General features: G+C 69.0%; 8 protein-coding genes. 5 read left to right on the top strand and 3 right to left on the bottom strand.

Annotation, left to right across the window (positions count from 1 at the left end; genetic code table 11):
* The first annotated feature begins 107 nt into the window (after nucleotides 1-107).
* The 5 genes from PWF70_RS21650 to PWF70_RS21630 are packed head-to-tail and all read left to right on the top strand — an operon-like array spanning nucleotide 108 to nucleotide 9,065.
* Nucleotides 108-3,383 carry an NAD-glutamate dehydrogenase domain-containing protein gene (locus PWF70_RS21650; RefSeq protein WP_075863753.1) on the top strand — a complete coding sequence of 1,092 codons (3,276 nt, stop codon included), beginning with the start codon at nucleotides 108-110 and terminating at the stop codon, nucleotides 3,381-3,383.
* A 53-nt stretch (nucleotides 3,384-3,436) separates the two neighbouring features.
* Complete coding sequence (locus tag PWF70_RS21645; protein ID WP_006357138.1) at nucleotides 3,437-3,994, top strand: TetR/AcrR family transcriptional regulator; 558 nt, start codon at nucleotides 3,437-3,439, stop codon at nucleotides 3,992-3,994.
* 7 nt (nucleotides 3,995-4,001) lie between these two features.
* Entirely contained in the window at nucleotides 4,002-5,648 is a 1,647-nt protein-coding gene (locus PWF70_RS21640) for an FAD-binding oxidoreductase (protein ID WP_286352774.1), read from the top strand.
* A gap of 16 nt (nucleotides 5,649-5,664) precedes the next feature.
* Nucleotides 5,665-7,845, top strand: coding sequence for a phosphate acetyltransferase (gene pta / locus PWF70_RS21635; protein WP_035753803.1), 2,181 nt, complete (start codon nucleotides 5,665-5,667; stop codon nucleotides 7,843-7,845).
* The gene (locus tag PWF70_RS21630; protein WP_035753806.1) at nucleotides 7,842-9,065 is read left to right on the top strand and encodes an acetate kinase; all 1,224 of its coding nucleotides are present in this window, start codon (nucleotides 7,842-7,844) and stop codon (nucleotides 9,063-9,065) included. Before pta ends, PWF70_RS21630 begins: the two co-directional genes overlap by 4 nt.
* Here PWF70_RS21630 and PWF70_RS21625 read toward each other — a convergent pair.
* Genes PWF70_RS21625 through PWF70_RS21615 form a run of 3 tightly spaced genes read right to left on the bottom strand, consistent with a single transcriptional unit; the run spans nucleotide 9,062 to nucleotide 14,168 of the window.
* Nucleotides 9,062-11,710 (bottom strand): serine/threonine-protein kinase, encoded by a 2,649-nt coding sequence (locus PWF70_RS21625; protein ID WP_035753807.1) that lies wholly within the window; start codon nucleotides 11,708-11,710, stop codon nucleotides 9,062-9,064. The genes PWF70_RS21630 and PWF70_RS21625 overlap by 4 nt on opposite strands.
* Nucleotides 11,710-12,726 carry a glutamate ABC transporter substrate-binding protein gene (locus PWF70_RS21620; protein WP_006357143.1) on the bottom strand — a complete coding sequence of 339 codons (1,017 nt, stop codon included), beginning with the start codon at nucleotides 12,724-12,726 and terminating at the stop codon, nucleotides 11,710-11,712. Before PWF70_RS21620 ends, PWF70_RS21625 begins: the two co-directional genes overlap by 1 nt.
* Complete coding sequence (locus PWF70_RS21615; protein WP_006357144.1) at nucleotides 12,723-14,168, bottom strand: GlnX family signal transduction membrane protein; 1,446 nt, start codon at nucleotides 14,166-14,168, stop codon at nucleotides 12,723-12,725. The genes PWF70_RS21620 and PWF70_RS21615 overlap by 4 nt, the downstream gene beginning before the upstream one ends.
* Between the last annotated feature and the right edge of the window lie 187 nt (nucleotides 14,169-14,355).

The raw sequence follows: 14,355 nt of genomic DNA, 5'->3' as shown, positions 1-14,355 counted from the left end.
GCCAACGGTGTCCATGGGTGGGCCGCGTGCATTCCACTGCACGCCAACAGCTCTCCCGAACCACCTCCGATCACCAACCCCGCCACCTGAACCCCCGGAGTCCAGCGATGACCAGCACGTTGCCCCCTCGCCACGATCTCCTGCCGACCGGCTACGTCGAAGAGCAGGCGCACACCGCGGCCCCCGAGGTCGCGATCCTCGAAGCGCTCACGCCCGACACCGTGGAGGTCGGGACGGAGACGACCGCGGACGGTCACCTGCAGGTGACCCTGTACAGCGGCGGCCCCGAGGTGTCCTTCGAGAAGGTCATCCTGTTGCTGCGCAGCCTCGACCTGGAACTCGTGGATCACGCCACCACGGTGGTCCGACGCCCCGACGGATTACGGTGCCGTCTGCACGCTTTCGTCGCGTCCCACGGCCGCGTCGCCGGCCCGGACCCGGACGGTGCGGCGGTGCTCGACGTGTTCAAGGCGATGTGGTCGGGCCGTACCGAACCCGATCGGTTCGGACACCTGGTCCTCACCGCCGGCCTGGGCTGGCGCGAGGTGGTCGTCCTGCGTGCCTACGCCCGCTACCTGCAACAGACGGCACTGCCGTACGGGCAGCGCACGATCGAATCGGTGGTGACCGGCAACCCGGCCGTCGCATCGGCGATCGTGGCGCTCTTCGACGCCCAGTTCGATCCGGGAATCGAATCCGACTCAGCGCGTGATGATCTCGTCGCCGACCGGCTTACCGCGCTCGACGCGCTGATCGACGGGGTCCAGGGGCTCGACGCCGACCGGATCTTCCGCGCCTACCGATCTCTCGTCGTCGCCACGAGCCGCACCAACTTCTACCGACCCGACGCGCTGGGCCCGGAACGCCCGCAGCTGGCCGTCAAACTCCGACCTCGCGACATCGACATCCTCCCGCAGCCGCGACCCCTGCACGAGATCTTCGTGTACTCACCGGATGTCGAGGGTGTCCACCTCCGCTTCGGCGCCGTCGCCCGCGGTGGACTCCGATGGTCGGACCGGCGCGACGACTACCGGACCGAGATCCTCGGACTCGCGAAGGCCCAGACGGTGAAGAACTCGGTGATCGTGCCCGCGGGCGCGAAAGGCGGCTTCGTCGTGAAGAATCCGACGATGTCGGGGGAGGACGGTTACCGCCAGTTCATCTCGGGTCTGCTCGACCTCACCGACAACCGTTCTGCCGACGGACGATCGATACACCCCGACGCGACGGTCTGCCGCGACGGCGAGGACTCATACCTCGTCGTCGCCGCGGACAAGGGGACCGCACGGTTCTCCGATGTGGCCAACGGGATCGCCATCGACCGCGGCTTCTGGCTCGGCGATGCCTTCGCCTCGGGTGGCTCGGTCGGTTACGACCACAAGGCGATGGGGATCACGGCGCGGGGCGCCTGGCTGAGCGTGACCCGGCATCTCGCCGAGCTCGGCATCGACGTCGACCGCGACACCTTCACGGTGGCGGGCATCGGTGACATGAGCGGTGACGTCTTCGGCAACGGCATGCTCTCGACCCCGCGTATCCGGCTGGTTGCGGCCTTCGACCACCGGCACATCTTCATCGACCCGAACCCGGACGCCGAAAGCTCGTTCGAGGAACGCCGACGACTCTTCCGGCTCCCGAGCTCCTCCTGGGCCGACTACCGCCGCGATCTCATCAGCGCCGGCGGCGGGGTCTTCGACCGGACGGCGAAGTCGATCGCGGTGTCGCCCGAGGCGGCCGAGGTGCTCGGACTGGCGCGCGGCACGACCAGCGCCACCCCGCAGGAGCTGATCTCGGCGATCCTGGCTGCGCCGGTCGACCTGCTCTGGAACGGCGGCGTCGGGACATACATCAAGAGCGAGAACGAGACCCACGATCAGGTCGGCGATCGGACCAACGATGTCGTCCGGGTCGACGCCACCCGGGTGCGGGCGCGAGTCGTCGGCGAGGGCGGAAACCTGGGCGTCACCCCGGCCGGCCGGATCGAGTTCGCACGCAACGGCGGACGGATAAACACCGATGCGCTGGACAACTCGGCGGGCGTCGACTGCTCGGATCACGAGGTCAACATCAAGATCTTCCTCGACGCCATGTCGGGAGCCGCGGTGTCGGGGGAGCGGCGCGGTGAGGTCCTCGCCGAGCTGACCGACGAGGTTGCCGACCTCGTGTTGCGGAACAACTGGTCGCAGAACCGGGTTCTCGGCGAGGCGCGCGCTCATGCGGCCCAGATGGTCGACGTGCACGCCCGCATGGTCGAGGATCTGGAGCGGCGCCGGGGGCTGGACCGGGCACTCGAGACCCTGCCCACCGCCGAGGGATTCGCGGCCCTGGCCCGACGTGGCGAGGGATTGTCGTCGCCGGAACTCGCCACCCTCATGGGCCACGCGAAGCTCGATGTGAAGACCGAACTCCGCGTCGCGACAGATGCTTTCGACGATCCGTACTTCTCCGACCGGCTGGCGCAATACTTCCCGCAAGCTCTGACGGAACTGGGTGACGTCGACGGCTTCCCGTTGCGAACCGAGGTCATCGCGACCGAACTCGTCAACGATCTCTTCGCATTCGGCGGCCTGACGTATGCGTTCCGGTTACGGGAGGAGACCGGTGCGCAGGCCGCCGACATCGTGCGGGCATTCGTTGTCGCCGTGGAGGTCCTGGGGTTGGCCGAGCTGCAGGCCGACATCGAGACGGCCGGCCTGCGGCCCGAGGTGGAGTACGAGATCATCGCCGAGGCGCGCCGGCTCCTCGACCGTGCGTCGCGCTGGTTGCTGACCCGCCGTCCGCAGCCGATCCCGGTGACCGAGACGATCAGGCGTTTGCGGATCGTCCGGGATTCCGCGCCGCAGGTCTCGATCTGGCTCCGCGGTGACGAGGCAGCCCGGATCGAGTCGGCGGTGACGGAGTACACCGAGGCCGGCGTTCCGCCCGCGATCGCACGGCGGGTGGCCGAGGGCCTGTATCGCTACAGCGTGCTCGACATCGCGGAGGTGGCCGAGGAGACGGGATGCGACATCGCGACCGTCGGGGCCGTCTACTTCACCCTGTCCGACCACATCGACGTCGACCGCTGGCTGATCCGGCTGTCGGCGCTGCCCCGCGGTGACCGCTGGCATGCGCTGGCGCGCTCCGCTCTGCGGGACGACCTGTACCGCGCACTCCGCGACCTCACCCGCAACGTCGTGGAGACCCTGGCCGACGACCCGGTCCAGGCGGCGGCGGTATCGTACTGGCCGACCGAGGCCATCGAGGCCTGGGAACGGTCCAACCAGACGGCCCTGCAGCGCGTCACGGTCACCCTCGGCGAGATCGAGGCCGCCGAACGCTTCGACCTGGCGACGCTCGCGGTGGCGGCTCAACACATCCGGCTGGTGGCCGATGGGCGGTAGCCTTGGCGGAGGTGCCCGCGCGTGCAGGCACCCCGATTCGATAGATTTTTCGCATGGATCGTGACCGCATGGTGGATGTCGGAGTGGGACTCGTCTCCCGCTTCGGCGCCAAGACGTTGAGTCTTACGTCCGTGGCGCGTCACGCAGGTGTCGCCCGGGCCACCGCTTACCGCATGTTCGGCGGACGGAATGCGCTGGTCGCGGCGATCGTCGACCGCGAGGTGTCACTTCTGCGCGTGAAGCTGCGGGAGTGGTCGGCCTCCGCGCCCGACGCCGCGGGCAAGGTCCGCGCGCAGGTCGTGAACGTGCTGCCCTACATCCGTGAGCACGAGGCGCTGCAGTACGTGCTGCGCAAGGAACCCGAGGAGATCGTGCGGGCGCTCGTCGCGACGAGCGATTCCTCTGGTTCCACCCTCATCCACCAGATCGTCGACCAGACGCTGCCCGATCTCGATCCGCTGATCCAGGACCAGCTCGTCCCGGACCCGCGTGGGGCCGCGGAGTTCCTGGTGCGGACGATCTACTCGCTGATGCTCATCCCGGACAGTTCGCTCACCGACGAGCAGATCGCCGATCTCGTCGTGCGGGCGGTCGTCAAGAACGAGGAGTGATCGCAGGATGACCGGGAAACAGGGGTCCACCGCGGACGAGACCGCGATCCCGGTCGTCGACATGCGCCGGCCGCGTTGGGGCGACCCGGCGCGCGTCACCGAACTGCCCGCCGCCGCGGCCGCGCTGGCCGGCGACGCCACCGAGGATCGCGGTGTCGCTCCCGAGGCGGTCACCCCGCCCGCGCAAACCGTGCCGTCGGCCGTGCGTGCCGATCTCGAAGCCCTCGTCGGCTCCGAGCACGTCGTCGGCTCCGACGACGCACGCGTGCAGCACACCCGGGGCTACTCGACGCCCGATCTGCTGCGGCTGCGCATCGGCGACGCCTCCGACGCTCCGGACCTGGTGGTCTATCCCGCCGATCACGACGAGGTCGTGCGGATCCTGCAGATCTGCGCCGCGGCGAAGGTCGCGGTCGTGCCGTTCACCGGCGGGACCTCGGTCGTGGGCGGGCTCGCCCCCGACCGTGCCGGGTTCGACGGTGTCGTCAGCCTCGACCTCCGCCGCCTCGACCGTCTCGTCGAGATCGACGAGATCTCTCGTGTCGCCACCCTCGAGGCCGGGCTTCGCGGGAGCGCCGCCGAAGCACTTCTGCGTGAGCGGGGATGGACACTCGGACACTTCCCGCAGTCCTACGAGGGCGCCGGGATCGGCGGCTACGCGGCGACCCGGTCGGCGGGGCAGTCGTCGGCCGGCTACGGACGCTTCGACGAGATGGTCGAGGGACTCGTGCTCGCCACCCCGCGTGGCACCGTCGAACTCGGGACTGCACCCCGGTCGGCGGCCGGACCCGACCTCCGCCAGCTGATTCTCGGCTCCGAGGGCGCCTTCGGTGTCATCACCAGCGTCCGCCTCCGCGTCCGTCCGGCCCCGGCCACCCGGCTCTTCGACGGCTGGCGGTTCGACTCCTTCGCCGACGGCGCCACCGCACTGCGTCGCCTCGCCCAGGACGGCCCCCTGCCCACCGTCATCCGCCTGTCCGACGAGGTCGAGACCGCGATCAATCTCGCCGATCCCGCACAGCTCGGCGGTGAGTCGACGGGATGTCTCGTCGTCACCGGATACGAGGGTGAGGAGCGCGAGGTCCTCCGACGCCGCGACGCCGCGTCGGAGGTGCTCGTCGACGCCGGTGGCACGGCGCTCGGGACCGGCCCCGGAGAGTCTTGGCGCACAGGACGTTTCGCCGGGCCCTACCTACGCGATCCGTTGCTCGACGCCGGTGTGCTCGTCGAGACCCTGGAGACCGTCACCTACTGGTCGAAGCTGCACGAGCTGCGGGCCTCGGTCACCGCCGCGATCACTGACACGCTCACCGGCGCCGGAAGCGGAGCGAGCGGGCCGAATGTCACCGCATCGGGCACACCGCCGTTGGTCATGTGTCACATCAGCCACGTCTACTCCTCCGGTGCCTCGCTGTACTTCACCGTGGTCGCGCCGTTCGGCGCCGACCCGATCGCGGAGTGGGCGGCGGCGAAAACCGCGGCGAACGCCGCGATCCGGGCCACCGGCGCGAGCATCACCCACCATCACGCCATCGGCCGCGACCACCGCGACGCCTACCACGACGAGATCGGTCCGCTGGCGCTCGAGGCTCTGCGGGCGGTGAAGGCGACCGTCGATCCCGACGGCGTCTGCAATCCCGGCATCCTGATCTGAACCCCGGGGCGCCACTATGCTGGGGCGCATGGCCACCGACGCTGCCGTTACCGACCCCGCCGCTGGAGATCGAACCGCAAGGGATGGAGGTGCTGCGGGCGAGTCGACGACCAGCATCTATCTCGCGTCGGCGGAGGGGGAGACCGGGAAATCCGTCGTGGCGCTGGGCCTGCTGGCACTGCTCGCGGCGACCGGCGGCCGGGTCGGCGTCTTCCGCCCGATCATCCGTGCCAACGGCGACACGCGGGACCCGTTGCTCGACCTCCTGATCGACTACGACTCGGTGGACGTGCCCTACGAGGACTGCCTGGGCGTGACCTACGAGGAGGTTCACGAGGATCCCGACGCCGCGATCGGCGAGATCGTCGCCCGATTCCATGCGCTGGCAACGCACTGCGACCGCGTCGTGATCGTCGGGTCGGACTACACCGACGTCGGAACCCCGTCGGAGCTGAGCTTCAATGCCCGCATCGCTGCCAACCTGTCGGCCCCGATGGTGATCGCGCTGAAGGCCGACGACCGGTCTCCCGCCGAGATCGCCGATCTCGCCGCGGGGTTGGTGTCCGAGGTCGGCGCGGCCCATGCCACGCCGATTGCGATTGTCGCGAACCGCTGCGACCCGGACCGACTCGACGAGATCCGGACGACGCTGCGCCGCACCGGGGTACCGAGTCTGTGTCTGCCCGAGGAGCCGATCCTGTTCGCGCCCACCATGGCCGAACTCAAAGAGGCGCTCGGCGCCACCATGTACAGCGGTGACGAGGAACTCCTCGACCACGAGGCCTTGCGGGTGATGGTGGGCGGCATGACCGTCGAACACATCCTGGAACGCCTCACCGACGGCACGGTCGTGATCACCCCTGCCGACCGCTCCGACGTCCTCCTGGCCCTCGTGAATGCCAATACGGCGCACGGATTCCCGAGACTGTCGGGCATCATCCTCAACGGTGGACTCAAACCGCACCCGATGATCGAGGCGCTGGTGAGCGGGCTCAAGCCGACGCTGCCGATCATCAGTTGCCCGCACGGCACCTACGACACCGCGCGGACCGCGGCCCACACCCGGGGCCGGCTCAACGCCGGATCGGCCCGCAAGATCGAGGCGGCGCTGTCGCTGATGGAGACCTACGTCGATCCCGACGTCGTCATGCGCAACCTCAACGTCGACGTCCCGTCGGTCGTCACCCCGCAGATGTTCGAGTACCGGCTGATCTCCCGGGCGCGGGCACAGCGCAAGCACATCGTGCTGCCCGAGGGCGGCGACGATCGCATCCTGCGGGCGGCGAGCAGGCTCCTCCGTCGCGGCGTCGCCGACCTGACACTGCTCGGCGACCCGGAAGCCGTGCAGGCGAGGGCGATCGAACTCGGCCTCGACCTCTCGGAGGCCATCGTCATCAACCCGGCCACCTCGGAGTACCTGGACGAGTTCGCCCGGATCTACACCGACCTTCGCAAGCACAAGGGCATGGATCTGGAACGCGCACAGGAGAAGATGCTCGACGTCTCCTACTTCGGCACCATGATGGTGCACACCGGGCGCGCCGACGGGATGGTGTCGGGAGCGGCTCACACGACCGCCCACACCATCCGACCGGCCTTCGAGATCATCAAGACCAAGCCGGGCGTCTCCACGGTGTCGAGCGTGTTCTTCATGTGCCTGGCGGACACCGTGCTCGCCTACGGTGACTGCGCGATCGTCCCCGATCCCACGGACGAACAGCTCGCCGACATCGCCATCTCGTCGGCGGAGACGTCGGCGGCCTTCGGCATCGACCCGCGCGTGGCGCTGCTGTCGTACTCCACCGGGACGTCCGGCTCGGGTGTCGACGTCGAAAAGGTCAAGACCGCAACAGAACTCGTTCGGAAGCGCGCTCCCGAGCTGCTCGTCGAGGGGCCGATCCAATACGACGCGGCGGTCGAACCGTCGGTCGCGGCGACCAAGATGCCCGACTCCCCGGTCGCCGGTCGGGCGACCGTGCTGATCTTCCCGGATCTCAACACCGGCAACAACACCTACAAGGCGGTGCAGCGCAGCGCCGGTGCCGTCGCGATCGGTCCGGTCCTGCAGGGCCTGAACAAGCCGATCAACGACCTGAGCCGTGGCGCGCTGGTGTCCGACATCGTGAACACGGTTGCCATCACCGCGATCCAGGCGCAGCAGGTCGACGCCGACACGGTCGCCGGAGACGCGCGTTGAGCGCCGACACCGCCGGGGCGGTCCTGGTCTTCAACGCCGGCTCCTCGTCGCTGAAATATCAACTGGTACAACCCGACACCGGGGTGGTCATCGCGGACGGAATCGCCGAACGCATCGGTGACGCCGGATCGTCGATGACGCACGAACAGAACGGGGAGACGGTCACCGAGTCGGTGCCGCTGCCCGATCACCTGACGGCGGTTCGGCGGGCCGAACAGTTCTTCGCCGACAACGGCACCGATCTGGTGCACGCCGGGCTCGCCGCGGTCGGGCACCGCGTGGTGCACGGAGGCCGGTCGTTCTACGAGCCGACCCTCGTCGACGACTGGGTCATCTCGGAGATCAAGCGGATCTCCACCCTTGCGCCGCTGCACAATCCGGCCAACCTGGTGGGCATCGAGGCGGCCCGGACCCTGCTCCCCGACGTGCCGTCGGTCGCCGTGTTCGACACGGCCTTCTTCCACGGCCTGCCCCCGGCGGCCGCGACCTACGCGATCGACCGCGCGGTGGCGGCCGAACATGCCATCCGGCGGTACGGATTCCACGGCACCAGCCACGAGTACGTGTCGGGCCGCGTCGCCGAGTTTCTCGGGAAGGACCCCGCCGGCCTGGACCAGATCGTGCTGCACCTCGGCAACGGCGCGTCGGCGTCGGCCATCTCGGGCGGACAACCCGTCGACACCAGTATGGGCATGACCCCGCTGGAGGGGCTGGTCATGGGAACCCGCAGCGGCGACATCGATCCCGGCCTGGTGCTGCATCTCAACCGCGTGGCCCATCTGTCCGTCGACGAGATCGACACCCTGCTCAACCAGCGGTCGGGACTCCGAGGCCTGTGCGGCGAGAACGACTTCCGTTCCATCGCCGCACTGGTCGACGCCGGTGACGAGGACGCTCGGCGCGCCTACGACGTCTATATCCACCGGCTGCGGCACTACCTCGGCGCGTACACCTTCGGGCTCGCCAAGCTCGACGCGATCACCTTCACCGCCGGCGTCGGCGAGAACTCGGCCCGCGTCCGGGCGGATGCGCTCGAGGGGCTGCAGCGTTTCGGGATCGTCCTCGACCCGGACCGCAACGCCGCCGCGGGCCGGTCGGCGCGTCGGATCTCCGCCGACGACAGTGCGGTCGAGGTCCTGGTGGTCCCGACGAACGAGGAGCTCGCCATCGCGCGGCAGTCGGCGGCGCTTGTCGCGGACTCGGCCGGCGGGCAGCCCTAGAACAGCGTGTTCGGCCGCACATAGTTCGCGAGATCGACCAGCATGAACCGATGCTCGCGGTTGTTGCGGGTCTGACGTGCGAGCTGGCGCAGGGATCTCTCGGTGCCGGTGCGGATTCCGTACTCGGTGAAGGGGAAGCCGAGCAGGGTGGAGGGTTCCTTGTCCGAATCCTCCTCCTCGGGGTTGTCGTGGATCCAGCCGAGCGCGGTGCCGAGCACGATCAGCAGCATCCGCGACTTGCGGGGTTCGGTGTCGGGGATCTGTTCGAGTCGTCGTGCGGCCTCGACGATCTGGTTGCGGGTGACCTGCGAGGTGGGCCGGCCGTGTACCAGGGCGATGATCGCCGTCGCCCGGGCGGTGTTGAAATGCCTACTGGTGGCGGGCACTTCGTCGAGGGGGCGGATCGCGCCGTCGTAGTCGCCGGCCGCCACGGCGAGGCGGGCCAGCCCGAAGGCGGCGGTCACGATGCTGTGATCGGTGAGCCACAGGTCGTGATAGTGGTGTTGCGCGACATCGTAGAGCCGGGAGACCTTGTCGGCCGACTTCGACGACCCGTTCTCGTCGGCGAGCCAGCGTCCGATCAGTTCGGCGGTCCCGGCGACCGCGAGTTTCGGCGCCACCTCGCCGGGCATCGCGCCCAGCACCTCGTCGAAGCGTTCGTAGGCCAACTCGGGCTCGTCGTTCATCAGCGCGCAGATGCCCATGTACCACTCCACCCGCCACGAATCACCGTGGTGCTCACGGACATCGCGGAGCAGCGCCAGAGCGGTGTCGACGTCGTCGAGCTGCAGGTGGGCGCGCGCCTCGGCCAGGTCGATCTCCAGCGACGGATGGGCGTTCTTCACCGGCCGGCCGCCGAACAGCGACGCGAACCCTTCGGCGCGTGCGGTGTTGATCGAGTCGAGAGTCTGCCGCGGGTCCGACAGGGCCGCCGACGTCAACAGGCTCGCGGCCGGATCCAGCGGATTCACCAGGGGCAGGGGGAGTGCGGTGGCGATGTCGACCGGATCGTAGAACGCGGCCTGGTCGGGGTCGAAGAAGCCGTCGACCGGGGCGAGCATCAGGTCGGTGCCGAACGTCGACCGCTGCGGGGTGAAGACCGTGGACAGCGAGGGCCGGGGGACGCCGGTGTGTACGGCGACCGTCTCGCGCAGCACGTTGAGCACCTGGGTGCTCATCTCCTCCGCGGAGGCGAACCGGTCGGCCGGATCGGGGGCGGTGGCACGTTGCAGCAGAAGGTAGAACGACGGATTGTCGCGGAAGACGGCAGTCTCGTCGGGGGCCGGCAGACCGTCGACGTAGCGGCCGTTGCGCATCTCCATCGGCACGGTCAGCACCGCGAGGGTGCGTCCGACGCTGTAGATGTCGGTGGCCACCTGGGGCCCGGTCTTGACGATCTCGGGGGCCTGGAAACCCGGTGTGCCGTAGAGATGGCCGTAGCCGTTGATCGGTGAGACCGCCCCGAGGTCGATCAGCTTGACCTCGTCGCTGCCGACCATGATGTTCTCGGGTTTGACGTCGTTGTAGACCAGGCCCACCGAGTGGAGATAGCCGACGGCCAGCAACACCTCGAGGATGTAGGCGAGGCCCTGTTCGACTGACAGCAGCGACTTCTCCGGATCACCCGAGGTGATCTGTTTGAGCGTCTGACCGCCGATGTACTCCATGACGATGTAACCGAAACGCTCACCGTCGTCGCTGATGTGTTCGACGAAGTTGTAGATCTTGACGATGCCCGGATGGTTCACCGACGCCAGGAACTGCCGCTCGGCCACGGCGACGCGTTGGGCCTCCGAATCAGAGGAATTCAGAAGTCCTTTCAGAACGACGGGCCGGTCGCTGACGTTGCGGTCGATGGCCAGGTAGATCCATCCGAGGCCGCCGTGGGCGATGGCGCCGGCGATCTCGTACTGGTCCGCGACCAGTGTCCCCTGGGCGAGTCCCGGCACGAACGAGTACCGCGCACCGCAGTTGGCGCAGTCGCCGGTGGGTGGGCCCTCGCCTTCGCCCTCGAGTCGCCCGACGGGTTTGCCGCAGCGCCAACAGAATCGCTTGCCCTCGGCGATCACCGGATCGTCGATGACCGCGTCCTCGGGTTCGATGTCGGTGATCTTCGGCATCTCGACCAGGCCGCTGCCCAGACGGCGCTCGTGGACCGGCGGGCGACGCCGTGGGACGAGTCGCCGCCCGAGCGGACCCGAATCCGGTTCCGGTGTCGCCCGGGTACGGACGACCCGGTCGGTCCGGCCGTCGAAGCGATCCTGCGGCGCGATGCCGACGGTGAATGCGGGTGCGGCCGCCTGTGTCCCGACATCGGGGTCGGTCACCGCGCGGGGTCTGGTGGTGTCGTCGGCGGTGTTGTCGCCCTCGGCCATGAGTGCGTCGAGATCGACCTTCTGCGTGCCGACTTCGACGACCTGGTCGGTGGTGCCCTCGTCGGGGGAACGGACGTCGGTCGTGTGGTCGTCGGTCGTGTGGTCGTCGGGGGTGTGCCGGTCGGTGTCCGTCGCGTCGTCACCCATCAGGTCGGCGAGCGAGACGCGCTGGGTACCGACCTCCTCCGGGGTGTCGGGGGTGGGTGCGTCCGGACCCTCGGGTCCGTGAGGGTCTGCCTGGGATGGTTCGCCGGCGTAGTCCATGGGCATCAGTCCCGGTAGTACGGCTGCGGAGCGCCGAATCCACTGTCGAGGATGGTGAGCCAGCGATCGCGGATCTGTTGCCAGCGCCCGGTCGCGCGGGCGCGTTCGAGGACCCCGTTGACGAAGCGGACCATGTCGTCCTCGCCCTTCGGGATGCCCACGCCGTAGAACTCCTCACCGAGGCTGGGGCCGACGACCCGGACCCACGGGTCCTGCGCGGCGAGCCCGGCGAGGATGGCGTCGTCGCTGGTGACCGCGTCGACCTGACCCTGCTGCATGAGCACGAGGCAGTCGGCCCAGGTGGTGGTGCTGACGATCCGCACCCGCGGCTGGATGGACTGCATCCGGCCGATCGAGGTGGTGCCGCGTGCGGCGCAGACCCGCTTGTCGGCGAGCTGGGACGGTCCGACGATGTTCGAGTTACGGAACGACAGGATACGTTGCGACGCCACGTAATACGGGGCCGAGAACGAGATGTCGCGGAGGCGGTCGCAGGTGATGCTCATCGTCTTGATGACGACGTCGACGGTCTTGTCCCGCAACGCGTCGATGCGTTGCGCGGAGCTGAGCACCTGGAATTCGACGCGGTTCGGGTCGCCGAAGATCGCACCCGCGATCTCGCGGGCGATGTCGACGTCGAAGCCCTCGATGTCGCCGGAGATGGGGTCCCGGAAGCTGAACAGGTTGGACCCGATGTCGAGTCCGACGATGAGCCGCCCGCGTTCGAAGATGCCGGCCATCGTCGAGTTCGGCGGCATGCGTCCGGGCGCCGGCATCTGGGCGGGTGGGCGCAGGGTGAGGGTCGCGTTGCACGCCTCCGAACTCGGCGGCGGCTCGACCGGCACGTCGGTCTGGACGCCGGGCAACACCAGCGGTCCGGCGGTCGCGGTCGGAGGCGGTGCGTCCGGGGCGGGAAACCGGACACAGCCCGTGGCGACCAGAGCCACGAGCAGGAGGACCGCAACGACCAGCGGTCGCCGCGAGCGGGCGGGGCCGGACAGATGGAATCGGGGGCGGGTCATCGGTACTCCCGTATTCGGGGGACGAGTCCGCCGACGATCGCGACGGCGGCGAGGACCGCGAGCAGGAGTATCCCGGTCCCGGTGAAGCCGAGTACGCGCTGAGCGGTGTTGATGTCGTCGCGGAACGACGTTCGCGCGGTGGTGATCGCGTCGACGAGTGCACTGTCCACGGCTGTATACGCGCGGGCCGAGCTGTTCAGCCCGTCCCCGACGGTGAGTTGCCGGGCGCGGTCGAAGTTGCCGGTCTGGATGTACCGCCGGACGCCGGCATCGGTGCGTCTCCACTCCGCCAGCGCCGAGCTCACCGTGTCGAGCTGCTCCGCCGACACCGATCCGGTCTCCTTGGATGTGCGGACGTCGTCGACGATGCCGCCGATCTTGGCGGTCGTCGCGGCGAAGGTGCGTTCCAGCCCACCCTGATCGCCGCGGCGGATGAGGGACAGGGTCTCGGCCGATCGCGCCTGCTGGGTCAGGATGCGCGCGGCGGTGAGTTCGCGGAGCGGGTCGGCGCCGTCGGTCCGGGCGTTGCTGGTCGCGGCGACCGACATCAGGCCGGACGCGAGCAGCCACACCGTCCCCAGGAAGAGCGCGCCGATCGCGGCGACCAGTCCGATGTTGAATCGGCGGCGGGTCCTGCGTGCCAGGTAGCGGGACGTCAGCACCATGGCCGTGAGCAGCAGCAGCAGGGGGATGTAGACCGTCCACGGCGGGCGGGTCAGCGAATGCTGCGGATCGGCGATCGCCATCGAACGTCGCTCGTAGAGGCGCTGGGCGGCCGGCAGGATCTTGTCCTGCATCAACGACGACGCCTGGCCCAGGTACGCCGACCCGACTGGATTGCCCAACCGGTTGTTGGTACGGGCCGTCTCGATGAGCCCGCTGTAGACCGGGATCGACGTCGACAGGGTGTCGAGGTCCGACGACAGGGCCCGCTCGGTGGCGTCCTCCGTCATCCCCGGTCCCGGTTCGCTCGAGGTTCCGGTCGCGAGAATCAACGACGACGCTGCCGTCGCCAGCGCGTCGGAGTAGCGTTGCCGCAGCTCCGGCGTCTCCAGGCCGCCCGAGATGAACGCGGCGTTCGCGGACGCGTCGGCGATCGACAGGGAGCTGTAGAGAACCTGCGCGGCCTCGGCGAGCGGTTCGGTGCGATCGATCAGGCGCTGCAGGGTCTGGGTGCGGTCTTCGAGCACGGTCGAGGCGTACAGGCCGGTGGTCACGCAGCCGAGGAAGAGGATGACGCAGATGATGATCAGCTTGCCCGGCGTGGTGACCGAGTAATGCCGCAGCGTTTGGAACGGTGACTGCGCACGCTCGCGGGCCGTGGCGACGAGCTCTCGACGATCGGCGAGGACCTGGCGGATCGGCGGCGACGACTGGGCGGGACGGATCATGCGACCGCCACGGGTGAGTGCCGTCCGCACGGAGGACGCATCGCCGGTCACCTAGCTGATCCCCTTCTCGAACGCTGGATCGTCTCCGGTGTGGCCGCTCGGTCGCCGGTCCCCGTTCCGGCTCCCGCGACCTATAAGAAGAAATGACTCATCGGGGTCATCGCTCACCGGGTCGTGCGTGTTTCAGCCTATGCCATCGGGGAGGGTTCCTCCGGGCATCGCCGTCGCCACGCCGACG

The sequence above is a fragment of the Gordonia sp. Swx-4 genome (genome assembly GCF_030316175.1).
Taxonomy (GTDB): Bacteria; Actinomycetota; Actinomycetes; order Mycobacteriales; family Mycobacteriaceae; genus Gordonia; species Gordonia alkanivorans.
The sequence above is the reverse complement of the archived record's forward strand: the minus strand, read 5'-3'. Positions and strand labels throughout refer to the sequence as shown.